This window comes from Paenibacillus shunpengii (assembly GCF_042684905.1).
Taxonomy (GTDB): Bacteria; Bacillota; Bacilli; order Paenibacillales; family Paenibacillaceae; genus Paenibacillus; species Paenibacillus shunpengii.
Window position 1 is genome coordinate 1,109,206 of the sequence record NZ_JBHUMJ010000002.1, and the last position, 24,731, is coordinate 1,133,936.

Annotated in this window: 21 protein-coding genes; all 21 read left to right on the forward strand. The window is 45.4% G+C overall.

Going from position 1 to position 24,731, the window contains the following annotated elements; genetic code table 11:
• The first annotated feature begins 94 nt into the window (after window positions 1–94).
• On the forward strand, window positions 95–610 hold the full coding sequence (locus ACFSVM_RS05240; RefSeq protein ID WP_076311418.1) for an acyl-CoA thioesterase: 516 nt from the start codon (window positions 95–97) through the stop codon (window positions 608–610).
• 6 nt (window positions 611–616) lie between these two features.
• Entirely contained in the window at window positions 617–1,012 is a 396-nt protein-coding gene (locus ACFSVM_RS05245) for an FxsA family protein (protein WP_076311417.1), read from the forward strand.
• A gap of 340 nt (window positions 1,013–1,352) precedes the next feature.
• Window positions 1,353–2,465: a citrate synthase gene (citZ, locus tag ACFSVM_RS05250; protein ID WP_076311416.1), complete on the forward strand. Its 1,113-nt coding sequence runs from the start codon at window positions 1,353–1,355 to the stop codon at window positions 2,463–2,465.
• Window positions 2,466–2,622: 157 nt separating this feature from the next.
• Window positions 2,623–3,918, forward strand: a complete 1,296-nt coding sequence (icd, locus tag ACFSVM_RS05255) for an NADP-dependent isocitrate dehydrogenase (RefSeq protein ID WP_076311415.1) — start codon at window positions 2,623–2,625, stop codon at window positions 3,916–3,918.
• A gap of 15 nt (window positions 3,919–3,933) precedes the next feature.
• Window positions 3,934–4,875, forward strand: a complete 942-nt coding sequence (gene mdh / locus ACFSVM_RS05260) for a malate dehydrogenase (protein ID WP_076311414.1) — start codon at window positions 3,934–3,936, stop codon at window positions 4,873–4,875.
• 213 nt (window positions 4,876–5,088) lie between these two features.
• Window positions 5,089–5,508 (forward strand): hypothetical protein, encoded by a 420-nt coding sequence (locus tag ACFSVM_RS05265; RefSeq protein WP_076311413.1) that lies wholly within the window; start codon window positions 5,089–5,091, stop codon window positions 5,506–5,508.
• 286 nt (window positions 5,509–5,794) lie between these two features.
• Window positions 5,795–6,661, forward strand: coding sequence for an SDR family oxidoreductase (locus ACFSVM_RS05270; RefSeq protein ID WP_076311412.1), 867 nt, complete (start codon window positions 5,795–5,797; stop codon window positions 6,659–6,661).
• A 450-nt stretch (window positions 6,662–7,111) separates the two neighbouring features.
• A complete protein-coding gene (pnpS, locus tag ACFSVM_RS05275) occupies window positions 7,112–8,929 on the forward strand; it encodes a two-component system histidine kinase PnpS (protein WP_379260763.1) in 1,818 nt (605 codons plus the stop codon).
• Between the two features lie 85 nt (window positions 8,930–9,014).
• Window positions 9,015–9,737 carry a response regulator transcription factor gene (locus ACFSVM_RS05280; RefSeq protein ID WP_379260765.1) on the forward strand — a complete coding sequence of 241 codons (723 nt, stop codon included), beginning with the start codon at window positions 9,015–9,017 and terminating at the stop codon, window positions 9,735–9,737.
• 109 nt (window positions 9,738–9,846) lie between these two features.
• On the forward strand, window positions 9,847–10,917 hold the full coding sequence (locus ACFSVM_RS05285) for a methyl-accepting chemotaxis protein (RefSeq protein WP_076311409.1): 1,071 nt from the start codon (window positions 9,847–9,849) through the stop codon (window positions 10,915–10,917).
• A 171-nt stretch (window positions 10,918–11,088) separates the two neighbouring features.
• The gene (pstB, locus tag ACFSVM_RS05290) at window positions 11,089–11,847 is read left to right on the forward strand and encodes a phosphate ABC transporter ATP-binding protein PstB (protein ID WP_379260768.1); all 759 of its coding nucleotides are present in this window, start codon (window positions 11,089–11,091) and stop codon (window positions 11,845–11,847) included.
• A 50-nt stretch (window positions 11,848–11,897) separates the two neighbouring features.
• A complete protein-coding gene (gene phoU, locus ACFSVM_RS05295; protein WP_076311407.1) occupies window positions 11,898–12,557 on the forward strand; it encodes a phosphate signaling complex protein PhoU in 660 nt (219 codons plus the stop codon).
• A 224-nt stretch (window positions 12,558–12,781) separates the two neighbouring features.
• Window positions 12,782–13,939 carry a betaine/proline/choline family ABC transporter ATP-binding protein gene (locus tag ACFSVM_RS05300; RefSeq protein WP_076311406.1) on the forward strand — a complete coding sequence of 386 codons (1,158 nt, stop codon included), beginning with the start codon at window positions 12,782–12,784 and terminating at the stop codon, window positions 13,937–13,939.
• A complete protein-coding gene (locus ACFSVM_RS05305; RefSeq protein WP_379260771.1) occupies window positions 13,926–14,600 on the forward strand; it encodes an ABC transporter permease in 675 nt (224 codons plus the stop codon). The genes ACFSVM_RS05300 and ACFSVM_RS05305 overlap by 14 nt, the downstream gene beginning before the upstream one ends.
• Before the next feature lie 63 nt (window positions 14,601–14,663).
• Window positions 14,664–16,259 (forward strand): glycine betaine ABC transporter substrate-binding protein, encoded by a 1,596-nt coding sequence (locus ACFSVM_RS05310; protein ID WP_379260773.1) that lies wholly within the window; start codon window positions 14,664–14,666, stop codon window positions 16,257–16,259.
• Between the two features lie 133 nt (window positions 16,260–16,392).
• Window positions 16,393–17,517, forward strand: coding sequence for a GntR family transcriptional regulator (locus tag ACFSVM_RS05315; protein WP_379260775.1), 1,125 nt, complete (start codon window positions 16,393–16,395; stop codon window positions 17,515–17,517).
• 218 nt (window positions 17,518–17,735) lie between these two features.
• Window positions 17,736–19,022 carry an ABC transporter substrate-binding protein gene (locus tag ACFSVM_RS05320; protein WP_379260777.1) on the forward strand — a complete coding sequence of 429 codons (1,287 nt, stop codon included), beginning with the start codon at window positions 17,736–17,738 and terminating at the stop codon, window positions 19,020–19,022.
• A 69-nt stretch (window positions 19,023–19,091) separates the two neighbouring features.
• Entirely contained in the window at window positions 19,092–20,027 is a 936-nt protein-coding gene (locus ACFSVM_RS05325) for a carbohydrate ABC transporter permease (RefSeq protein WP_256209566.1), read from the forward strand.
• A gap of 11 nt (window positions 20,028–20,038) precedes the next feature.
• Window positions 20,039–20,875 carry a carbohydrate ABC transporter permease gene (locus ACFSVM_RS05330; protein ID WP_076311401.1) on the forward strand — a complete coding sequence of 279 codons (837 nt, stop codon included), beginning with the start codon at window positions 20,039–20,041 and terminating at the stop codon, window positions 20,873–20,875.
• 14 nt (window positions 20,876–20,889) lie between these two features.
• Window positions 20,890–21,891: a Gfo/Idh/MocA family protein gene (locus ACFSVM_RS05335; protein ID WP_379260780.1), complete on the forward strand. Its 1,002-nt coding sequence runs from the start codon at window positions 20,890–20,892 to the stop codon at window positions 21,889–21,891.
• Window positions 21,892–22,016: 125 nt separating this feature from the next.
• Window positions 22,017–24,677: a DNA polymerase I gene (gene polA, locus ACFSVM_RS05340; RefSeq protein WP_379260782.1), complete on the forward strand. Its 2,661-nt coding sequence runs from the start codon at window positions 22,017–22,019 to the stop codon at window positions 24,675–24,677.
• Window positions 24,678–24,731: the final 54 nt, after the last annotated feature.

Below are 24,731 nucleotides of genomic sequence, written 5' to 3' on the forward strand. Positions count from 1 at the left end.
AGAATTAAGAATATAGAATTTGTAAAGAAGCAATGAGACACTTATCGTCTCATTGCTTTTTTCACAGTTTTTCCAGGAGGGAAGGTGCAGAAGCATGAAAGCCCAGCAGATAGAACGAACAGCCTGGTATGGAACACGGTTCAGAGTGCGTTATCAGGAAAGTGATCAAATGGGTGTCGTTTACCATGCGAATTATGTGAACTGGTTTGAAATCGGCAGAACCGAAATGATCCGAACTCTTGGATTTAGTTACCGGAGTATGGAGGAGCAGGGGGTTCTGCTGCCTGTAATTGGGCTTGACCTGAAGTATAAGCTGCCTGCGAAGTATGATGACTATATTACGGTGTGGACGCGTATAAATAATTTTAGCAGTATCCGCCTTCATTACGAATATGAAGTACGAAGAGAAGAAAGAGATGCAGAAGTCCAGACACAGCCGGATAACAGAGAGGTCGTATCAAATACCGAGGATTTGCCTGGCGAGCTGCTTGTCACAGGATCGACGCAGCATGTGTGGGTAAATGCAGACTTCAAGCCTGTCAGACTTGATAAATGCGTTCCAAACCTGTACGATGCTTTAAAGAGAGCTCTGTCTGTTGGAAGGGAGTAACCGTACATGCGAAACTGGAAGTGGGCACTTCTGCTGCTCATTCCTGCAGTGGAACTGTTCGGGTTCATATGGGTAAGCGAACAAATAGGAGCAGGATATACTTTACTACTCATTCTGGTTACCTCCATTATCGGGATGGCAATGATGCAATTCGAGGGGCGGAAGGTTCTTCAGGATACACGTAATGAAATGCAAAACGGCCTGGTACCAGGTCGCAAGATGCTGGATGGATTATGCGTGTTTTTGGGTGGCAGCCTGTTAATCATACCTGGATTTGTAACAGATATTATCGGATTTACCCTCGTATTTCCGCTAACAAGACCCATATACCGTCTGTTTCTGCTGAAATGGATCGAGAAGAAGATGAAAGACGGAAAAATTACGTTCTATAAACGTTTTTAAGGAAGGGCGGAGAGAAGCAATTGCTTCTTTCTGCTTTTTTTTACGTTCGAACTTATCGCTATATAAGACTGGGTCACAACATTCCTGATATGTCAATGAAAGTGATTACAAAAAATGCTTTATGGTGTTGAAAAAAAACTTTGATATCCAAATCCATCTCCAAAATGTTCACAGGAGCGACAAAATCCAGTATGATAATTCAAGAAAGGTGTTTACACAGCGTGTCTGATTCCAGTGATGTTTCGTGGATGTACCGTTAAGTGAAATTTTAATCTTCAATAATGTAAATGTTTTCATTCCAGATGTTGTTAATTTTTGATAAAAAGGAGAGATGTTAAAGATGACAGCTACTAAAGGCCTCGAAGGTATCGTTGCAGCAACTTCCTCAATCAGTTCCATCGTTGACGGCGTTCTTACATATCGCGGTTATGATATCGATGACCTCGCTGCGAACGCTTGCTTTGAAGAAGTTGCTTACTTGCTGTGGTTCGGCAAGCTCCCTAACAAGGCGGAGCTTGATCAATTGAATAAGAGCTTCAGTGAATATGCACCGATTCCCGATGAACTGATTGCTCAGATCAAACTCTATCCGCGAGATCTGAATACAATGGCGGCTTTGCGTTCTGCGGTGTCTGCACTTGGGCTGTATGATGCGCAGGCAGAAGACGACTCTCAGGAAGCGAATGAGAATAAGGCAGTGAAGCTGCAAGCGCAGCTGCCAACGATTGTTGCAGCCATTTCTCGTATTCGGGAAGGCAAGGAGCCGATTGCACCTAAACAAGGGGTATCCATCGCCGAGAACTTCCTGTATATGCTTACAGGGGAAGAGCCGAGTGAAACTGCAGTCAAAGCACTTGATCAAGCGCTGGTACTTCATGCAGATCATGAGCTGAACGCTTCCACTTTTGCTGCCCGTGTAACCGTAGCTACCCTTTCTGACATCTACTCCGGAGTTACTTCTGCGATTGGTGCGCTTAAGGGTCCTTTACATGGCGGTGCGAATGAAGCTGTTATGAAGATGCTGAATGAAATCGGTTCCAAAGAGAACCTGGAAGCCTACATTCAGCAGAAGCTGGATAATCGTGAGAAGATTATGGGCTTTGGACACCGCGTGTACAAGAACGGAGATCCTCGTGCAAAGCACCTGCAGAAGATGTCTCGTGAACTGGGTGAGCAGAATGAAAATACAGAGCTGTATGAGATGTCTGTTCGGATCGAAGAACTGATCACGGGTCAAAAAGGATTGAGACCGAATGTAGATTTCTATTCTGCATCGGTTTATACACAGCTTGGTATTCAAAGAGATCTGTTTACTCCGATCTTCGCCATTAGCCGTGTATCTGGATGGACAGCGCATATTCTCGAACAGCTGGCGGATAACCGTATTATTCGTCCACGCGCTGAATATACAGGGCCGACAACCCAAAAGTACATCTCGATCGAAAATCGATAATTTTGATAGGCTCTCTAGGGATTTTAATGAAGAAATATGTATAATAGAATCATAGCATCCTTGGGTAACAGGAGAGGCGCTCTTGATTACCCAAGGCACTGCCATGCTTGTCAGCATATCTAATACTACCCGCTAAATAATAAGGAGGATATTAACAATGCCGAACTTTGAAAAATTCGCACTACCTACTGAGGGCGAAAAAATTACAATTGATAATGGTTCACTTCAAGTACCTAACAACCCAATCATTCCTTTCATTGAGGGTGACGGGACAGGCCGTGACATCTGGAAGGCATCGAAGCGCGTTCTGGATGCAGCAGTAGAGAAGGCATATAACGGTGAGAAGCAGATCGCCTGGTACGAAGTGTTTGCTGGTGAAAAAGCATTCAATACATACGGAGAGTGGCTGCCGGCTGATACGCTGGAAGCGATCCGTGAATATATCGTAGCTATTAAAGGTCCACTTACAACTCCAATTGGCGGTGGAATTCGTTCCCTGAACGTAGCTCTTCGTCAAGAGCTGGATCTGTATGTGTGCTTGCGTCCTGTACGTTATTTCGACGGTGTGCCTTCTCCGGTTAAGCGCCCTGATTTGGTAGACATGGTTATCTTCCGTGAGAACACAGAAGACATCTATGCAGGAATCGAGTACAAAGAAGGATCTGAAGAAGTGAAGAAAGTCATTCAGTTCCTGCAGCAGGAGATGGGCGCGAACAAGATCCGTTTCCCTGAAACATCCGGTATCGGTATTAAGCCTGTATCCTCTGAAGGATCCAAGCGTCTAGTACGTGCGGCAGTTGAATATGCAATCAATCATGGACGCAAGAGTGTAACGCTGGTTCATAAAGGCAACATTATGAAGTTCACTGAGGGTGCCTTTAAGAACTGGGGTTATGAAGTAGCAGAAGCTGAATTCGGCGATAAAGTGTTCACTTGGGCACAATACGATGAAATCAAAGAAAAAGAAGGTACAGATGCAGCGAATGCCGCTCAAAAAGCTGCTGAAGATGCTGGCAAAATCATTGTTAAGGATGCAATCGCCGACATTGCTCTTCAGCAAGTATTGACTCGTCCTGCAGAATTTGATGTCATTGCAACACTGAACCTAAACGGTGACTATCTGTCCGATGCACTGGCTGCACAAGTTGGCGGAATCGGTATTGCTCCAGGCGCGAACATTAACTATGTAACAGGTCATGCCATCTTCGAAGCGACGCATGGTACAGCTCCGAAATATGCTGATAAAGACGTAGTTAATCCGGGATCTGTTATTTTGTCCGGCGTTATGCTTCTTGAGCATTTGGGCTGGCAGGAAGCAGCTGATCTGATCTACAAAGGGATGGAAACTTCCATCAATAATAAGACAGTAACCTATGACTTTGCTCGCCTAATGGAAGGCGCTACAGAAGTTAAATGCTCTGAGTTCGCTGACGAGATTATCAAAAACCTGTAGAGGAGAGCGGATACTGTGACCATTCAGCGTAAAAAGATTACCGTAGTCGGCGCCGGTTTTACCGGTGCGACAACGGCACTTATGTTGGCTCAAAAAGAGCTTGGCGACGTTGTGCTTATCGATATTCCCCAGCTTGAGAATCCAACTAAGGGTAAAGCGCTTGATATGCTGGAAGCAAGTCCTGTTCAAGGATTTGACAGTAAAATAACCGGTACATCCAACTACGAGGATGCCGAAGGTTCGGATATCGTGATTATCACAGCCGGAATTGCCCGTAAACCGGGAATGAGCCGTGATGATCTCGTGAACACGAACGCAGGCATTGTCAAATCCGTCTGTGAGAATATTAAAAAGTATTGTCCTGATTCCATCGTGATCATCTTAAGTAATCCGGTGGATGCAATGACCTATGCTGCTTTCCAGACACTGGGCTTTCCAAAGAATCGAGTTATTGGTCAATCCGGGGTTCTGGACACAGCTCGTTATTGTACGTTCATTGCTCAAGAGCTGAATGTATCTGTTGAAGATGTCCGTGGCTTTGTACTCGGTGGTCATGGTGATGATATGGTTCCACTTGTGCGTTACTCCAGCGTGGGTGGGATTCCCATTGATACGCTGATTCCTCAGGATCGTATTGAAGCCATCGTTAAGCGGACTCGTGTGGGCGGCGGTGAGATTGTGAACCTCTTAGGAAACGGGAGCGCATATTATGCACCAGCGGCTTCCCTTGTGCAGATGACGGAGGCAATCTTGAAGGACAAGAAACGAATTATTCCTGTCATTGCATACCTCGAGGGAGAGTACGGATACAATGATCTATTCCTTGGTGTACCCACTATTCTTGGTGGCAGTGGAATAGAGAAGATATTTGAGCTCGAACTTACTGGTGATGAGAAGGCAGCACTGGATCAATCAGCAGATTCCGTACGCAATGTAATCTCTGTGATCAATATCTGATTTCAGATGTTGAATATGAAAAATTCGTGAATTATGATAGGAAACCCTTTAATTATTTGAGGGTTTCCTTTTCTTTATCCACGCCGATCAAGTATAATTTGAAAGAGTATTACCTGTATATATTCCTTATGGGAATAGACTGATTACAGCATTATTTAAACGGGTAATATGAGGATATTGTTATTAATTCGAAGAAAGGAGAGATCAACGAATATGGGTGCTATCATGTATTTTGTACACATTCTGGGGGCTGTTTCGGTTGGCTTCTATCTGTTGCTTCCTTTTGTTGTTGCCGCAATTAGCAAATTGTCGGTACCTGCACAAGAGGGCAGTATTGCAGCTGTAAGAACATTTAACCGTATCGCTCAATACGGCCTGATCATTCAATTGCTGTCCGGCGGATATATTATGTCTCAAGGAGATTATGGCGTTTCCTGGATGATTCTTGTTGTGGTTATTTTCCTCGCGATGCTGGCGATTGCAGGTATTATGGGGAAATCTCTTCGTCTTGGCATTGCAGGTATTCAGGAGAAGAGAGACATCAGCAGTGAGAAAGGGAAGCTGCGCACATTTAGTATCATTCTGGCTGTGCTCCTATTGGTCATGCTGTGGATTATGGTTAATCCTTGGTAAGATGAAGATACATAATCATGTAATAACAGGGACAATGGTTATTTGCTTAGAAGCAGACGACCATTGTCTTTTTTGTGCTTACATGGTTTTTTTTTATAGATTTGAGAACTGAGATTTAATGAGTCCCATTTGTTTGATTCTGGGAAGAGAGGGTAAAACCATATTAAATAGGATGAAATATTATTGCTGAGCTGTATTCGAGTCGTTAGGAATAATGAGGAGAGGAACAGCCATCCTAAACCTGTTAATGAAATGAATAATTGACGTTCGAAAGGAGAAATCAACAATGGGACAGAATCAAGTGAATCAAACTTTGCCTCCACAGCATCAAAATCAGCAGCCGGGAATCGAATCGGAAATGTTTCCTAGGCCCGAATTCGAATCGGAACAATACAAGGCAGCAGGGAAGCTCACAGGAAAGACTGCGCTTATCACAGGCGGTGACAGTGGTATTGGCCGCGCTGTGGCAGTAACTTTTGCCAAAGAAGGTGCCGATGTAGCCATCGTGTATTTGAATGAACACGGTGATGCAGAGGAAACGAAGCGCCAGATTGAGCAGGAAGGTAGAAAGTGTATTCTGATCGCCGGGGATGTAGGTGACCCTGCCTTCTGCCAGCAAGCAGTGCAGCAAACGGTAGAGAAATTGGGACAGCTGAATGTATTAGTCAATAATGCGGCTGAACAGCATCCTCTGCAAAATTTTGAGGATATTACGGACGAGCAGCTCGAGAAGACATTCCGTACCAATATCTTCAGTATGTTCTACTTGAGCAGAGCTGCATTACCTCACCTAAAAGGCGGCAGCTCTATCATCAATACGACTTCGGTTACGGCTTATCGCGGCAATCCGACTCTCATCGATTATTCCTCGACGAAGGGAGCGATCACTTCCTTCACACGTTCCTTGTCCATGCATTTGGCAGACAAAGGAATCCGAGTGAATGCAGTGGCACCAGGACCTATCTGGACCCCGCTGATCCCTGCTACCTTTGATGAACAAAAGGTAAGTGAGTTTGGAGCGACCCAGCCGATGAAGCGTCCAGGTCAGCCGGAAGAACTGGCTCCTGCTTATGTTTACCTAGCAACAAGCGACTCTTCTTATGTGACAGGTCAAGTTATCCATGTAAACGGCGGCGAAGTGGTTAACGGTTAATAGGTTGTTTAATACGTAAAGCTCTGTACAGTATATACGAACTGTGCAGAGCTTTTTTTGAATTCTTAAATTCAATTAGATTTTACATAAAGAACGAAAATGAGCCAGTAATCTATGATATGATCTATTAAAACTAAACATGAATTTACATAAGTTACGCAGAGAGGATCTGTTGCAGCATGAGGTTACTGTACTGCGCTTTACTTCCGGTTTTGAAAAATACATGTTTATCATCATGCAGCTAACATTTATTATTAGGCGTTATGCTGTCAGACCAGCTGATAACCATTTGCCGGCTCCCTTTACTGCCATATGTTTCCCGGGAAATAAGCGTAACGATGAATAGCAATGGATTTTGTATGCACATGATTAATTACTATTATACGAATCAATTAGTCTTACGGAAGGTAATATGCAATTGATTCATACAAAGGATGATTATTAGCATTTATGAAAAATTTTCGATTCCGACTCACATTGATCATCATGTTGCTGATTGGACTGTCTGTACTATCGTCTGGATTGGCTTTGGGTCAAGTGTTTAAAGACCTTCATATCCAATCTCAAGAAGAAAATATGGTAAGAGAGATCAATCTGCTTCATTCTACATTTGACTTTAAAGACACTTCACTAGGCAAGGACGAAGTTGTCGCCTATTATACCCAGCAGGCCGAGTTACTGGAGCGCTTAACCGATTCTCGGACGACGTTCATCTTGAGAGATGGGACAGTTATTGGAGATTCGGAGTATGCTGCTGACCAGATGGACAATCATCTTAATCGTGAAGAGATACAGACTGCGAATAATCATGATTCACCTTACGGCCGTTCCATCAGGACGAGTGATACACTGTCACAAAAAATGCTGTATGTTGCACTGCCGGTTACATCCCCCGACCATCACTTTGATGGATACATCCGACTTTCCCTAAGTTTGGACTCAGTTGATGAAGGACTTGCAAGAGGCTGGTACTTAATGGGGTTAACTCTCCTTGCCCTATTTATCCTTGCGGCTATTGTCTGCTACAGAGTAGCTAGAGGCTTGACCCAGCCAATTGAGCATATAACGAAAGTAGCAAATCAGATTTCTAATCTTGATTATGATGCCAGGGTCAAATTTGCACGAAACGATGAGATAGGACAGCTCGGGAATGCTATTAATGGGATGGCTGACAGCCTGCAGGCTCAGCTGAAGCTGATTCGAGACAATGAAGATTTGGTGCAAAGTGTCATGACCAACATGGCAGGCGGTATTTTGATGATTGATGCGAATCAGAATATAGCGGTATTAAACAGAGAGAGTCATCGTATGCTGGGGCTTCATCCCGATCGTGTGACCGGAAAGCCGTATCATGAATTAAAACGTCACTATGAACTGACAAAGATCGTTGAGGCAAGCATTTTGCAGCGAAGTAAAGTGCATGACGAAGTGCGAATCTACAGCCCGGACGAAATTATCGTTCGCATCGACGGTGTACCCATGTATGAGAATGATGGAAGTTATCGGGGAATGCTGTTCCTGCTGCAGGATATTACAGCCATTCGCAGGCTGGAGAACATGCGCAGTGAATTCGTAGCGAATGTATCTCATGAACTGAAGACGCCGGTTGCCGCTGTTAAGGGTTTTGCGGAGACGCTGCTTAGCGGGGGAGTTAGAGATGAAGAAACAACGCGATCCTTCCTGCAGATTATCTATGATGAAGGGGACAGACTTAATCGATTAATTAGTGACATATTGGATCTGTCCAAGATTGAATCAAAGCGAGCGACACTAGACTGCTCACCTGTACATCTTATGCCTTTTTTTGAAATGATAACAGGAACACTCGGTAATGTGGCAGAGAAGAAGCAGATTCGCTTGATTCTGGATGTGCCAGAAGAATTGTTCATCGAAGCAGATGAGGACAAATTGAAGCAAATCTTCTTGAATCTGGTCAGCAACGGAATCAATTATACCCTGGATGGCGGCAGGGTTAAGATTACAGCACAGATCAGCAAGGATGAGGAGAATGTCATTTTCCAGGTGAGTGATACAGGCATAGGTATTCCAAAAAGTGATCTGCCTCGCGTATTCGAACGTTTTTATCGGGTGGACAAAGGCAGGTCCCGGAATTCGGGAGGAACAGGGCTTGGTCTCTCCATTGTGAAGCATCTGGTGGAGCTGCATCATGGACAACTGGCCGTCGAGAGTGAGCTTGGAGCGGGAACCACATTCACGGTAACTCTGCCTATGCTGCAGGATTCTGTCGAAGAATCAGAGGAAGATTAAGCATCAGGACTTCTTTTTACACAACGATAACAAAAGAGTGCTATGATATGAGCAGATTTAACATAAAGAAAGCAGGGGATATACGATGCCACAACGATTGCTTGTTATAGAAGATGAACCTACACTTGCTAGATTGCTTTCCTACAATCTTACCCAAGAGGGCCATGACGTGACCGTGGAGGATCATGGTTCCTCTGGTTACAATAGAGCTTCTTCACAAGAATTTGATCTCATACTGCTTGATTTAATGCTGCCAGGGATGAACGGATTAGAGATACTCAGTAAATTAAGATCCTCGGGTGTGAAGACACCCGTTATTATTCTGACGGCCAAGAACGGTGAGAATGAAGTCGTTCAGGGCCTTAAGCTCGGAGCCGATGATTATATAACGAAGCCATTTGGTGTATCCGAGCTATTAGCTCGTGTAGATGCCGTGCTCAGAAGAGTTACTGGTGTTGAAGAGACACGCCCCGTCGAGAGGGAAGATGACTCTCGTATTGTTCTTGGTGAGCTCGAGATCTATCCGGAGAAATATGAAGTGCTGCTGAGCGGGCAATCCATTAATTTGCGTCCAAAAGAGTTTGAGGTGCTGTTATATCTGGCCAAAAAGCCCGGCGTAGTCCTTACTCGTGATGATTTGATGAATGCAGTATGGGGGTTTGATTATATTGGGGGGCAGCGTACGGTGGATGTCCATGTGAGTTCTCTTCGCAAGAAGCTGGAACTGGACCCTGAGACAGTGCATATTGATTCGATTCGCGGAGTAGGGTACAAGCTTGTTGCTGGGAAGAAAAAAGTGCATCAATAAAATAAATCACAACATTTAATTTTACATTCCCTTTACAAAATACAAGATCATCCTTCATCACATGTATATAAAATGAGCCTTTAGAACTAATTCTAAAGGGGTAGTTACGATGAAAAAAGATCTGGAAGCTGTGGCCTATTGCCGCCAAATGCCGATGGTACCGCAAGATATGACAGGTAAGTCATTGTTTGCGATGATGAAGCAGGATGAAACGCTCTCTTGTGTTGTCATTGGAGATCAGAATGATTCGATCGTAGGACTGATTATGCGGGATACCGTGTTTCAAAAGTATGCGAACCGATTTGCTGCTGAACTGTATGATCACAGATCCGTTGTATCCTTTATGGCAGAGCATCCATTAATATTAAGCACCGGGCTGTCTGCCGAAGAGATTGTAGATCGGGCAGTAGACCGGGAGGACGAATCTTTTTATCATTGTGTCATTATGCATGAAGAAGGGCGTTACGTGGGTGTGCTTACGGTTCGCGACTTAATGAATATGTCAAGAGATATACAAAAGATTGCAAAAAAGTCACGAACAGAGGTCATCGAGCACAGTCAATCCAAATTGCATGAGGTGGATACGGCCGTTCAAAAAGTAAGACAGGCTGTACTGAAAAATACAGAGGGTATTGCACAATTAACCCAGCTAACAGAGAAGGGCAGTGTTTCCCTTGGACACATTCAGGAATCCTATCGTTCGGTTCTGGAACAGACGAAGGCTCAGCGCTCACAAGCCGAAGAACAGATGGTTAAGGTCAGCGATATATCTAATCTTACTTCTTCCATTCGCGAGCTCGCAGAGAGCAGTCATTTGCTGGCGATTAACGCATCCATTGAGGCGGCTCATGCTAAGGAATATGGCAGATCTTTTCGCGTAATTGCAGATGAGGTGAGGAAGCTGTCGGGTCAGACAGGAACGCTAGCCGATCAAATCACTGAATTATTAAACCTCATCAGAGACAAAATACATCTGACCGCTCTTATTGCAAAAGAAAGCGCAGCTGAAATCGCCTCAAGCTCTGAAGATATTGCTCTTGGTAATGAAGCTTATAATTCTGTTCAATCTACGACGAGGGAAATGTCTCGTACGAGTGAGGAGATTCTGGCTTCAATATCCGATGCTGCTCATGTAACAGAGATGGTCCACAAAACGCTCACATCGCTTGCTGCTGAATGATTAGTTAGTAAGGTGATAGACGTAAGTGAGACTATATTTTACATAGCGTTAACAATTGTTTATACAGCCTTAACAATAATTTGATACAATGAAGCAGTTTCTGACGACTATATAGATTAATGATTATTTGTATTTCTTATTTTGTTAGGCAGTAAAGGAGATAGCATACGGATGAACACTACCATGATTGATATAAAGAATTTAAACTTGTACTACGAATCCTTTCATGCTTTAAAAAATGTAAATTTGGATATTCCAAAAAACACCGTTACGGCTTTCATTGGTCCATCGGGATGTGGTAAATCAACGCTTCTGCGTACGTTAAATCGTATGAACGATATGATTACAGGAACCCGTATTGAAGGAATCGTTGAGCTCGATGGCCAAAATATATATGGTGAGAATCTGCCTGTAGAGAACCTTCGTAAACAGGTAGGGATGGTATTTCAGCAGCCCAATCCATTTCCTAAATCGATTTATGACAACATCGCTTATGGCCCTCGACTTCATGGGACGACAGACAAGAAGGTCCTTGATGAGCTTGTAGAACAGAGCTTGAGACAAGCAGCCTTATGGGATGAAGTGAAGGATTATCTCAAGAGATCGGCCCTCTCTCTATCCGGTGGCCAGCAGCAGCGTCTCTGTATTGCGAGAGCACTTGCGGTTCAGCCGGAAGTGCTCTTGATGGATGAAGCGACTTCCGCGCTTGATCCTATCTCGACACTCAAGATTGAAGAGCTGGTGCAGGAGCTCCAAGAGAAATACACCATCGTGATGGTAACGCACAATATGCACCAGGCGGCACGCGTATCGGGCAAAACTGTATTTTTCCTCAATGGGGAAGTGATTGAAGCGCAAGATACGAATGAAATCTTCTCTAACCCGCAGGATTCTAGAACAGAAGATTACGTATCAGGGCGTTTTGGTTAAGTAATATTTGTACCAGCTTAGCTTGACTCATCCAAGGGAGGAACTGCAGTATGATTCGTAGAAAAAGTTTTGATCGTGAATTGAATGAACTCCGTGATTTGCTGCTTCAAATGGCAGAGCACGTAAATAAGGCATTAGTTGATTCTATAACAAGCTTGAAAACCTCGGATCAAGGGCTGGCACAAAAGGTAGTAAGTGAAGACGTTAAACTGAACGCCATGGAAGAACGCATCATGGATATCGGTACTAAATTGATTATTACTCAGCAGCCTGTAGCGAAGGACCTTCGCAGAATTATCGTTGCCTTTAAAATTTCAAGTGATCTTGAAAGAATGGGTGACCTGGCACTGGACGTTGCAAAAGTGACTTTACGTCTAGAAGGTCAGGAGCTAATTAAACCGCTGATTGATATCCCTCAAATGGCAGATATCGTGAAAGTGATGATCGACGAATCCATTCAATCTTATCTTGAAGAGAATTCAGATTTGGCTTATCAAATGGCTAAAAGAGATGATGGCGTAGATCAATTGTACAGTCGGATTATTACCGATCTGTACAGCTATATGGCTGATCATCCTCAAGATGCTTCCCAAGTGATGCTGCTGATGCTTGTAGGAAGATATATCGAGCGAATTGGTGATCATGCAACGAATATCGGCGAAAGCACCGTATATTTGGTTACCGGCAAGCGTCCAGACCTGAATCAATAAGGAACAGAGAAAACAGATTTATGCCGAAAAAAAAGTTTTTTCAACTTTTTCGGATAAATCTGTTTTTTTATGCTCAAAATTGGGTAATAATACTTTGTCGCTTAAGCAACTCACCAAGCAAATGGATATAGCGGTTAAAACCTGAGCCCGTTATACAACGGCTCTTTTTGTTATTTGCGTGACAATGAATAAGGTGAGTAATTCTAAATAGGGGGAACGTATTTGTGATTGAATTCAAAGGTGTTAAGAAAGTGTACGATGATGGTTTCGAGGCATTAAAGGGAATAAACCTTGAGATTAAGCGAGGCGAAATAACGGTGTTTATCGGACCGTCCGGATGTGGGAAAACAACGACGATGCGAATGATTAACCGATTGAATGTACCTTCACACGGACAGATTCTAATCAATGGCGATGATATTTCCAAGATGGATGCGGTTGAGCTTAGGCGGAAGATCGGCTATGTCATTCAGAGTGTAGGTCTGTTTCCAAATATGACAATAGCGAAAAATGTAGGTGTTGTACCTCGTCTGCAGAAATGGGATAAGGAAAAAATCGATAACCGAGTAAATGAACTGATGAACCAGGTTAGGCTCAGTCCTGAGACGTTTGGAAATCGTTATCCTTCAGAGCTCAGCGGAGGTCAACAGCAGCGAATTGGGGTCATTCGTGCCCTTGCCGCAGACCCGGACATTATTCTCTTAGACGAACCGTTCAGCGCTCTGGACCCGATTAGTAGAGAAGAGCTCCAGGATGAACTCATCCGACTGCAGACAGAGGTCAAGAAGACGATTGTATTCGTAACGCATGATATGGACGAGGCGATTAAGCTTGCGGATACCATCGTGCTTATGAAGGATGGTCAGATTGAACAGGTCGGGACACCGGACCAAATCTTGCGTCACCCGGCGAGTCCTTTTGTCGAGAGCTTCATTGGTAAGAATCGGATGATCTCAAATAGTGAAAGTGACTTCCCGAATGTTGAGGAGGTCATGATTGATAATCCTGCTACCGCTTTCCCAACCCGGGGAATTGCTGAATCGGTAACGATCCTTCAAAGACGCAAGGTTGACTCCCTCGTTATTGTCGACAAATCCAAGCGTCTCCTCGGTACAGTTACGATCTACCAGTTAATCAAGCATTATCGTGAGGAAGATAAGAAGATTGCGGATATTATGACTCCTGTAGAGCATGTGGTACAGCGTGGAACTTCGGTTACGACCGCGCTGGCGATTCTGAATGAGCATCATTTATCCAATCTCCCTGTGGTGGATGAACATGGGCAGTTCCTAGGTCTTATTACAAGGGGTAGTGTGGTAAGACTTCTGGCGGATGTGTATACTCCGGATACAGAGGAGGCAGATGCCAATGCAAATCTTTGATGCCATAGCGAATTTCTTTGTATTTGTAGGTGAACGTTACCCTGATATTCTCAGTGCTGCAGGACAGCATGCACTCATTGCGCTGATTGCAACACTGCTTGGGATCGTGGTCGCCATTCCGGTCGCAATTATGATCTCAAGAAGTGAGATCAAATGGGTCAACTCGATTGTGTTTAGCGTGGCAAATCTGTTTCAGACCATACCGAGTCTGGCGCTGCTGGCGCTGATGATTCCGCTCTTCGGCATTGGGATGACACCCGCGGTCATTGCGTTGTTTCTATACTCCTTACTGCCGTTACTGCGGAACACTTACGCAGGTTTACAGTCTGTAGATCCAGCACTCCGGGACGCATCTAAGGGAATGGGCTATAGCCGACTTCAAAGCTTGTTCCAAATCGAGCTTCCTTTAGCCGTTCCATACATCATGTCAGGAATCCGAATTACGACCGTTTATATTATCAGTTGGACCACCCTTGCAGGCCTTGTTGGAGCCGGTGGCCTTGGCCAATTAATTGTGTCAGGTCTAGGCGTGAATAAGACGGAGCTGATCGTAGCAGGTGCCATTTCGGCCATTCTTTTCGCATTGCTGGCTGACCTCGTGTTAAGCATTGTCGAGAAAGCATTCACCCCGAAAAAGAATAGTGCCAGAGCAAATGCGTAATAAAGCTTCATCAGCAGGTTGTTCACACTTCAAAGCCATGAAGAAAGAGGGAGATATAGAAATATGAGAGTATTAAATCAGAAATGGTCTAAAACGATACGTTCGCTGTTCACGCTGGTCTTGGTGATTACGCTATTTTCAGTAAGCATTCCAAGCAAGGCTGCCGCAGCAGATGTAACGATCGGAACCCAGACATTTACGGAAACGAAGATACTTGCCGAGATGTATAAGGCGTTAATTGAAGATCGAACCGATCTAAGTGTAGATATTAAGACGGACCTGGCTGCCTCCAGTGTCGTTCTCCGTTCCATCGCCCAGGGCGAAGTGGACATGGGTACACTGTACTCAGGGGAAATATTTAACGGGTATTTTGAAATCGAAGACACCAAGGATCGGGCAGCAGTGCTGAGACAGGCACAGGATGGTTTTGATGAATTGTATAACTTGAAGTGGTATGATCCGCTTGGATTCGAAAATACGTATACCTTGGCTGTAAGACCAGAGGTAGCTGAACAATATGGTTTAAGTACAATGTCCGATCTCAAAGAGCACGCAGGGAATATGAGTATCGGTGTGGATACAACCTGGCTGGAACGTCCTGCTGACGGTTATCCGGCCTTTACGAAGGAATATGGTTATACATTCGCATCGACTTCGCCGATGGAAATCTCGCTCGTATATCAAGCGGTAGCGGATAAGATTGTAGATGTCGTACTTGCTTACACCACAGACCCGGGTCTGAAGGAATTTAATCTCGTTACACTGGAGGACGACAAGCAATTCTTCCCGCCCTTTGATGCATCGACTGTCGTGAAAAAAGAGCTGCTGGCCGAATACCCAGAACTCGATGAAACACTATCCTTATTGATTGGCACGATTGATGCCGACACAATGACGGATCTCAATTATCAGGTGGATGTTAACAAAATGGAGCCGAAAAATGTGGCTCTAATGTATTTGGTGGACCAAGGGCTGCTTGATGAATCCAAGCTTCCTGCGTCCGTAATGAACCCGGATGCACCTCCACTGCAGAAGTTTGGATATTACTTAACAGAGAATGCATCCTACCTATGGAATATGACATGGGTACACATTGTAATGGTACTATGCGGACTGGGGCTTGCCCTTGTAATTGGGATCCCGCTAGGAATTATAAGTGCGCGTTATCAGAGAACGGGACGTGTAATCATGTTCATCACGAATATTATTCAGGTGCTACCTAGCTTGGCACTGCTTGCACTTCTAATGGTGCTTGTTGGATTAGGCAATGCAACCGTGGTTGTCGGGTTGTTCCTGTACAGCTTAAACCCAGTTGTTCGTAATACCTACGTTGGCCTTTCCGAGGTCAATGCAGGCATTAAGGATGCGGGTAAAGGGATGGGGATGAGTCCGCTTCAGTTGCTGTGGAAGGTAGAAATGCCGCTATCCCTGCCATTCCTGATGGCTGGTTTACGTGTAGCAGCGGTCATTGCGATTGGTGTTGCAACGCTTGCACCGCTTATTGGTGGAGATGGACTTGGCCGTGAAATTTATGCAGGTCTGAACCAGCGTCACAATATCAAGATCCTGGCAGGGGCTATCCCCGCCGCATTGCTGGCCATTCTTGCGGATATTATTCTCGGAAGATTGTCGAATCGTTTTAAAGTTGCTAAGTCTTAGGATACACCTGAGATCGAATATAGGTCCGTCACACTACTCATGTGACGGGCTTTTTCGTGTAATAAACAAAATTGACGCTGTAAACCTAAGTTGATATAGTTGGTATATTATAAATTTTTGGAAGGAAATGTGTATGAACCAACCTTTATATCAACAAATTATTACATCTCTTCTAAATGAAATCGACACCGGCCGACTGCAGCCTGGCGATCAGGTTCCTTCAGAGAAAGAATTAACAGATCAATACCAGGTCAGTCGAATTACAGCCAAAAAAGCACTGGATCAGCTCGCTGAAGAAGGAGTTATTGTAAGAATTCGCGGTAAAGGATCGTATGTCAACGTCTCCAATGCTCTAGCTAACGAAGACGTTTCAGGCAGAGATGGGAAGGAGTCAACAAAATGTGACCGTTTGATTGGAGCGATTTTTCCGAGCTATACGGATGGTTATGGATTATTGCTGCAGTATGCGGTTGAGAAGACCATTGCTGAGCTCGGCGGTTCCCTCGTTATCAAGCGGAGCAATCACTCTGTAGAAGAGGAAGAAGCGGCGATTGATGCTCTATTAGATCTTCAGGTGGACGGCATTATTGTATTCCCTGCAGACAGCAGAGAGTACAATCAGCGGCTGCTCAAGATGATTCTGGATGAATTTCCTGTCGTAGTGGTGGATCGAAATTTGAAAGGGATACAGGCCTGTACAGTACATACGGACAACAAAACCGCAGCCTATAAGCTCGCTGCTCACTTACTGGAGACAGGACATAAGCATATCGCTTTTATATCGCCGGATCCTAATCGAACTTCAACGCTTGAAGATCGGCTGGCTGGTTTCCAGCAAGCCTTCTTGGCCAGCGGGACAAGGCTGTGTTCCGATTATTTGATAACAGACATTCCGAGCGGTTACTCGTGCAAATCGAGTGATACTCATTCAGGAGAGTATAGGCTGATGAAAAAGCTGCTTGAGGAGCATCCTCAAATTACGGCTTATGTATGTGCTGAGTATGAGATTGCAATTATTCTCTACAAGCTGCTGGAATCCATGGGCTTACGTGTTCCAGAGGATTGCTCGATCGTCTGCTTCGATTGCCCGGATGATCCGTATGATCACTTGAACAGGCCAAGATTTACGCATATCCGGCAGTATGAAGAGAAGATGGGCAGGACGGCAGTCGAATTGCTGTTCGCACAAATTGAGAATAAGGAAGTTCCGAAGCTGACCTTGCTCGGATTTGAATTTAAGGAAGGGCGCTCTACATAAGAGCCGCTCTTTCTTTTTTTTGCTTGGCTCCATTTTGGAATAAAAATATATTTATTCTTAATATTGCAAAATGGAGCAAGGTCTGATATTGTACTGTTTACAGATGACTTAAGTTGATATATACATTACATACTAACTTACTGGTCTTATTTTTTTATGAATGTCAGTAAGCGCTTACAGTTATCTGAACCAAATATGGTAAAGGCGGTGTCAGAAGAATGGCTATAAAGAGGAGCTTGAGCTTGCTTGTTCTGTTATTCAGCACAGTATTGTCAGGATGTGCAGGTGGGGATGCAGACGGGGGATCAGCAGATCAAGAAGGAAAGACAACAATTACTTTTTGGCATTCGATGACAGAGTTGACGGGAGACGCCATAGCAGAAGTGATCAAGGCGTTTGAAGCGGAGCATACGGACATCAAGGTGAATTCTGTCTATATCGCCCAGCAGGGTGAAGGGAAGAACGAGAAGCTGCTTGCTGCGGTCGCCGGTGGAAATGCTCCAGATGTAGCTTACTTTGACCGATTTGAAGTCGCTACTTGGGCGAACCAAGGCTCACTGACGGATTTAACCGAATTAGCGGCAAGGGATCAGATTACCGAGGATGGCTTCTACCCTTTTGCGTGGGAAGAAGCAAGCTTTGATGGCAAGCTCTATGCGATGCCGACGTCGACCGATGCACGACTTGTGTTCTATAACAAGGAGCATTTTGAACAAGCGGGGCTAGATCCTGAAGTGACGCCGAAGACCATCGAGGAACTGGAGGCGGTAGCTGAGAAGCTGACGATCAAAGAAGGCAACCGGTTTAAGCAGATTGGCTTTATCCCTTGGTACGGGCAGGGATGGTTCTATGGCTGGGGATGGGCATTTGGGGGTGAATTCCTTGATGAGAACGGGAATGTAACCGCAGACCATCCGAAGAATATTGAAGCCCTTACCTGGATGGTGGATTACGCTAAGAAATATAACATTGAAGATATCGCCTCTTTTACAAGCTCTCAGGGGACCTCAACGATGGACCCATTCTTTACCGGACAATTGAGCATGCAAGTATCAGGGCCATGGACCGTGTCTCAGGCCAAGAAGTTCAACCCTGATTTGAAATATGGTGTGTTTCCGATGCCAACCCCTACAGGAGAGAATCACACGACCTGGTCCGGAGGATGGGCGACCGTCATGCCGAAGGGTTCAAAAAATCAGGATGCAGCGTGGGAATTCATGAAATTTTTATCCGGTGAGAAGGGTCAAGAAATCTTCAGCAGAATCAGTGGAGATTTTTCAATCAAGGATAAAGTGAATGAACAGCTTGGGTATAAGGAGGATCCGATCTTCAAGGAATTTATTGATGTGCTTCCCGTCTCGCATGCCCGTCCGGTTATGACACAAGGCTCTCTGTATTGGAACGAGCTGGCATCCGCAGTCGATCTGGCAACACGCGGCAAAGGAACGCCAGAAGAACTGTTGAAGAAGGTTACCGATAATGTATCCAAAGCATTGAATGAATAATTTAGGTTCGTACGCTGCTGCACACCTATCATTCCTCACTTCACTCTAGTTGAACAGGAGGCGTAAATCTTGATTAAATCGGAACCGATCCGCACAGAGCATGTGAATATGAGACAAAAGGGCCGCAGGCTCCATAGAGACAATATATATGGCTGGCTGTTCGCTTCACCGTGGGTTATCGGACTTCTCGTGTTCTTTGGGGCACCACTGGTCTCATCTCTATATTTCAGCTTAACCACATACAGCATCCTGCAGCCTGGTGAATTTGTAGGCTTCCAAAATTATGCATCTCTCATGAAGGACTCTGTGTTCTGGACATCCATCAACAATACCATTTACTTTGTCGTGTTTTTTGTTCCGCTCAGTATATTCTTTGGTGTGGCCTTAGCCATGCTGCTCAATATGAAGATTAGAGGAATGGCAGTTTACCGCACGATCTTCTTCCTGCCAACACTGGTTCCGGCTGTCGCGATGGCTGTACTCTGGATGTGGCTGCTTAATCCTGGATTTGGTCTTGTCAACGGTATTCTGGACGGGATGGGGATACAAGGCCCGGCATGGCTCGGATCGGAGACCTGGTCCAAACCGTCGCTGATCCTGATGTCTCTGTGGGGGATCGGTCAATCCGTTGTGATCTATCTGGCAGGCCTGAATGATATTTCAAGTGACTATTATGAGGCTGCTGAGATTGATGGAGCCGGCTGGTTCAGCAAGGTGAAGAGTGTGACGCTGCCACTCCTCACCCCCGTTATTTTCTATAATCTGGTCATGGGTGTAATCAATGCGTTTCAGCAGTTTACGCTGCCCTACACACTAACGAATGGTCAGGGAACGCCAGCTGATTCCATGAAATTTTATGTAATGTACCTGTATGATAATGGATTCAAGTTCTTCAAGATGGGATATGCATCAGCGATGGCCTGGATCTTGTTTATTATTGTGATGGTGCTTACAGCCATAATCTTTGGTTCATCCAAAAAATGGGTTCACTATCAAGGCGAATAGGGGGGATGGATATGACTGCCAAAACAGTACGTAATGTAAAACGAATCAGTGCCCATCTCTTTCTGCTTATTGCAGCTGTATTCTTTCTGGCCCCGTTTATCTGGATGGTGTCTACTTCACTGAAGCCGCTGGAACAGGTGTTCACTTTCCCACCGGAATGGATTCCGAAGCCCTTCATGTGGAGCAATTATGTGGATGCCATGACCTACATTCCCTTCTTTACCTATTTGAAAAACACATTGATTATTACCGGCTTCAGTACGCTGGGCGTAGTCTTAACTTCGCCGCTGGTTGCTTACAGCTTCGCCAAGCTGCAGTGGAGGGGCAGCAAGACTTTATTTCTCATCACCATAGCCGTGATGATGATTCCTGGTCAGGTTACGATGATTCCGCTGTTTCTCTTGTTCGATAAGCTGAACTGGATTGGTACGCTGCTTCCGTTAATTGTGCCTGCTTTTTTCGGAGTTCCATTCTATATCTTTTTGCTGCGGCAATTTTTTATGGGATTACCTAACGAGCTGAAGGATGCTGCGAGAATCGATGGGGCAGGGGATTTTCGGATTTACTGGCAGATTATGCTGCCTTTGGCCAAATCCGCTGTGCTGGCAGTCGGCTTGTTTCAGTTCATGGCGAGCTGGACGGATTTCATGGGACCGCTGCTGTATCTGACCAATCCGGAGTCATATACTTTATCGCTCGGATTGCAGCAGTTCCAAAGTCAGAAAGGGACGGAATGGGGACTTATGATGGCGGTATCGACCATTATGACAGCACCGATTATTATATTGTTTTTCTTCCTGCAGAAAACATTTATACAAGGGATTACCTTCAGTGGAATTAAGGGATAGGGGGAATATAGCGAATGGACAAAATTCGTTTTTTAATGATCGGAGTCGGGGGAATGGGAAGAGAGCATATACGCCGAATCCTACAGCTTCCCGAAGCAGAAATTGCGGCGCTCGCAGATCCCAGTACGGCTGCACTAGATGGTGCTAAGGCTGATTTTCCCGAATTAGAGAAGGCAGGTGTTTATACCGACTATAAAGATGCACTAGCAAAGGAGAAGCTGGATGCGGCCGTCATCGTATCTCCCCATCGAATGCATTATGAGCAGGGAATGGATTGCCTTACGGCAGGACTGCATGTACTCATGGAAAAGCCTTTTGTAGATGGCGCAGCAAATGCAGAGGCAATTATTTCGCATGCGGCAGCCAGCGGCAAGCATCTTGCCGTAGCATATCAACGTCATTTATTAGGTCCTTATATGTATATGAAGCAATGCGTATCGGACGGAAGGTTGGGCCGCATTCAATTTGTGAGTGCATATCAGGCTCAGAGCTGGCTGGTAGATCAGAGAGGCACCTGGCGGCAGAGCCTGGCTTTATCCTGCGGTGGTCAGCTGAACGATTCCGGCAGTCACTTGCTTGATGCTGTATTGTGGATTACAGGATTGCGGCCGCTGCAGGTCTCAGCGGTGATCGACACCAGGCAAACCGAAGTCGACATTGATTCAGCAGTCACCATTCAGTTTGAGGGAGGAGCCATTGGCTCGTTCCATGTTGTAGGCAGCGCAAGCATTAAGTGGCAGGAGGACTTATCCATACATGGAGATCAAGGTTCACTGCTTTTTCGGAATGGCAGGCTCTATGAAGCTTTAGACGGCGAACAGGAAGTTCGGGAGGTACCTCCAGAGCGATGGCCGGAATCTAGTAATCCTAATCATGATTTCGTTGAACTGCTGCTTGGAAGAAGAGAGATCGCTTCTGCACCCGCTGAGAGTGGGCTTTACATTGCAAAAGTGACGGAGGCTGCCATGATCAGCAGCGCTGGAAAAGGAATTCTGACACCTGTATCTATTGAATAAACGGGTTTTCACAAAAAAACAAGTAATCAGAGACGTTATTGCGTAGTCTGGTTGCTTGTTTTTTTTGGAACAGCCGTTCCCTTGTGTTATCATATAAACAGCAAAAACACAGTGTGAGGTGTCTAATGGAGAAGTTTATTTTAATAGATGGTAACAGCATTATTTATCGGGCGTTTTTTGCAATGCCGCCGCTGACGAATTCGAGCGGTCTACATACGAATGCAGTGTACGGATTCACGACGATGCTGCTAAGACTGCTGGAGGAGCATAAGCCGACTCATATGATGGTTGCTTTTGATGCAGGCAAGGTGACGTTCCGTCATGAAGGATACGAGGAGTATAAAGGCGGTCGACAGAAGACGCCCCCTGAGCTGTCCGAACAATTCCCTGTGCTGAAGGACTTGCTGAAGGCTTTTGGCATTGCTCAGTTTGAACTCGAAGGATACGAGGCGGATGATATTATCGGTACCTTGACCAAACGTGCGGATGAAGCAGGACGGGAAGTGCTGGTCGTTACCGGAGATAAGGATATGCTGCAGCTTGCTTCTGAGCATGTCAATATTGCTCTGACTCGAAAAGGCGTTTCTGAGATCGAAGCCTATGGTCCGAAAGAGATTGAAGAGAAATATGGACTTACTCCGCTGCAAATTATTGATCTGAAAGGTCTGATGGGCGATGCCTCAGATAATATTCCTGGGATTCCGGGCGTTGGAGAGAAGACTGCGCTGAAGCTCCTGCATCAATTCGGTTCGGTTGAGGCTGTTCTTGAACATACCAGTGAGCTGAAAGGGAAAATGAAGGAGAAGATTGAAACCCATGCGGACGATGCTAGGCTCAGTAAGAAGCTGGCTACAATCTATCGCGAGGTTCCGCTGGATCAATCCTGGGATGACATGGCATTCGATGGACTGAAGGAAGAATCAGCAGCCCCTGCTCTGGGTAAGCTCGAATTTAAATCCCTGCTGGAACGCTTATCCTTTACTGCGAACCGGGTGAATGACGATTTAGAAGACGCTCCGGAGGCTGTTCAACTGGACGTGGTCATTGTAAATGAAGACAACGCCCAGGAGCTCGTCTCGGCGCTGGAAGAAGTGAAGGTTGTTCACGTAGAAGCACATGGGGACAACCCTCATCATGCAGATATTATTGGAATCGTGATCTACGCCCAGGAGCGTTATTACTTCCTTACACCTGAAATATTGAAATCGGATGCTTGTGTCCAAATCAGAGAATGGTTTGCTGATACGCATCAGCCGAAGCATGGATATGATCTGCACAGGGTAGATCTTGCACTTCATGCATGCGGTATTGAATTTGCCGGAGCTGCCTTTGATGCTCACTTAGCAGGATATCTGCTTGATCCAACCGACAGCGATCAGACCCTGACAGGACTTGCTGCCAAATATGCACTGCCGCGGCTTGCTTCCGATGACGAAGTGCTGGGCAAGGGAGCGAAGTATAAGGTGCCTGATATGGAGGTCCTGGCCGATCACTTGTCCCGCAAGACAGCCTCACTGCTAGGGATCATCCCGCTTCAACAGAAGGACCTGGAAGAGACAGGGATGCATGAGCTGTTCTACGATTTGGAAATGCCGCTGTCTAGAATACTCGCTGACATGGAGAAGCAGGGAATCAAGGCCAATATCAACGATCTGAAGGAGCTGGGAGCAGAGTTCGAGAAGACGATCCGCGGCTTGGTCGAGAAGATCTATGAAATCGCTGGTACGGAGTTTAATCTGAACTCTCCGAAGCAATTGGGTGAGATTCTGTTTGATAAGCTTGGGCTGCCTGTGATCAAGAAGACGAAGACCGGTTACTCGACGGGGGCAGACGTGCTGGAGAAGCTGGCTCCCTATCATGATATTGTGCAGTATATATTGGAATACCGTACGATTGCCAAGCTGCAATCCACATATATTGAGGGACTTCTCAAAGAAATTTCTCCAGAGACCAGCAAAGTCCATACCTATTATCGTCAGACCATCGCGGCTACAGGAAGGCTGAGCAGTCAGTATCCGAATCTGCAGAACATTCCGATTCGTCTTGAAGAAGGACGGAAGATTCGTAAAGTATTTGCACCTTCGGAGGAGAACTGGTACATTCTTGCTGCCGATTACTCGCAGATTGAACTGAGGGTTCTGGCTCATATTTCGGACGATGAGCGGCTCAAGGAAGCTTTTGTGCATGACATGGATATTCATACGAAGACGGCCATGGATGTATTCGGGGTGGACAAGGATGCTGTAGACAGTAATATGAGACGTTCTGCCAAAGCCGTCAATTTTGGTATCGTGTACGGAATCAGTGATTACGGCCTGTCACAAAATCTAAATATTACACGCAAAGAAGCAGCACAATTTATTGAACAATATTTTGCCGTATTCCAGGGCGTTCGCAGGTTCATGGATGATATTGTAAAAGAAGCAAGAAAAGACGGCTACGTAACGACTCTGATGGGTCGACGCCGGTATCTGCCTGAGATCAACGCAAGCAACTTTAACCTGCGCTCTTTTGCAGAACGGACTGCAATGAATACACCAATTCAGGGTACAGCTGCAGATATCATCAAGCTTGCCATGGTTCAGATGGATGCTGCTCTTGCCAAGCAGGGACTGCAGAGCCGGATGCTGCTTCAGGTGCATGACGAACTTGTATTTGAAGTCCCAGAAGAGGAACTGGAAACGATGAAGAAGCTCGTTCCGGAAGTGATGGAGCAAGCGCTCCAGCTGTCGGTTCCGCTCAAGGCAGAGGTTAGCTACGGAAGAAACTGGTACGAGGCGAAGTAATCTAATTTTAGGTTACAAGTCCGTACAAACTTCCGGTATAATGGTACGTGAGGT

What these genes read in the sequence shown, in the direction of transcription:
- ACFSVM_RS05240 (WP_076311418.1), top strand. Translation starts at nt 95, where the DNA reads ATGAAAGCCCAGCAGATAGAACGAACAGCCTGGTATGGAACACGGTTC.
- ACFSVM_RS05245 (WP_076311417.1), top strand. Translation starts at nt 617, where the DNA reads ATGCGAAACTGGAAGTGGGCACTTCTGCTGCTCATTCCTGCAGTGGAA.
- citZ (WP_076311416.1), top strand. Translation starts at nt 1,353, where the DNA reads ATGACAGCTACTAAAGGCCTCGAAGGTATCGTTGCAGCAACTTCCTCA.
- icd (WP_076311415.1), top strand. Translation starts at nt 2,623, where the DNA reads ATGCCGAACTTTGAAAAATTCGCACTACCTACTGAGGGCGAAAAAATT.
- ACFSVM_RS05265 (WP_076311413.1), top strand. Translation starts at nt 5,089, where the DNA reads ATGGGTGCTATCATGTATTTTGTACACATTCTGGGGGCTGTTTCGGTT.
- ACFSVM_RS05270 (WP_076311412.1), top strand. Translation starts at nt 5,795, where the DNA reads ATGGGACAGAATCAAGTGAATCAAACTTTGCCTCCACAGCATCAAAAT.
- pnpS (WP_379260763.1), top strand. Translation starts at nt 7,112, where the DNA reads ATGAAAAATTTTCGATTCCGACTCACATTGATCATCATGTTGCTGATT.
- ACFSVM_RS05280 (WP_379260765.1), top strand. Translation starts at nt 9,015, where the DNA reads ATGCCACAACGATTGCTTGTTATAGAAGATGAACCTACACTTGCTAGA.
- ACFSVM_RS05285 (WP_076311409.1), top strand. Translation starts at nt 9,847, where the DNA reads ATGAAAAAAGATCTGGAAGCTGTGGCCTATTGCCGCCAAATGCCGATG.
- pstB (WP_379260768.1), top strand. Translation starts at nt 11,089, where the DNA reads ATGAACACTACCATGATTGATATAAAGAATTTAAACTTGTACTACGAA.
- phoU (WP_076311407.1), top strand. Translation starts at nt 11,898, where the DNA reads ATGATTCGTAGAAAAAGTTTTGATCGTGAATTGAATGAACTCCGTGAT.
- ACFSVM_RS05305 (WP_379260771.1), top strand. Translation starts at nt 13,926, where the DNA reads ATGCAAATCTTTGATGCCATAGCGAATTTCTTTGTATTTGTAGGTGAA.
- ACFSVM_RS05310 (WP_379260773.1), top strand. Translation starts at nt 14,664, where the DNA reads ATGAGAGTATTAAATCAGAAATGGTCTAAAACGATACGTTCGCTGTTC.
- ACFSVM_RS05315 (WP_379260775.1), top strand. Translation starts at nt 16,393, where the DNA reads ATGAACCAACCTTTATATCAACAAATTATTACATCTCTTCTAAATGAA.
- ACFSVM_RS05320 (WP_379260777.1), top strand. Translation starts at nt 17,736, where the DNA reads ATGGCTATAAAGAGGAGCTTGAGCTTGCTTGTTCTGTTATTCAGCACA.
- ACFSVM_RS05330 (WP_076311401.1), top strand. Translation starts at nt 20,039, where the DNA reads ATGACTGCCAAAACAGTACGTAATGTAAAACGAATCAGTGCCCATCTC.
- ACFSVM_RS05335 (WP_379260780.1), top strand. Translation starts at nt 20,890, where the DNA reads ATGGACAAAATTCGTTTTTTAATGATCGGAGTCGGGGGAATGGGAAGA.
- polA (WP_379260782.1), top strand. Translation starts at nt 22,017, where the DNA reads ATGGAGAAGTTTATTTTAATAGATGGTAACAGCATTATTTATCGGGCG.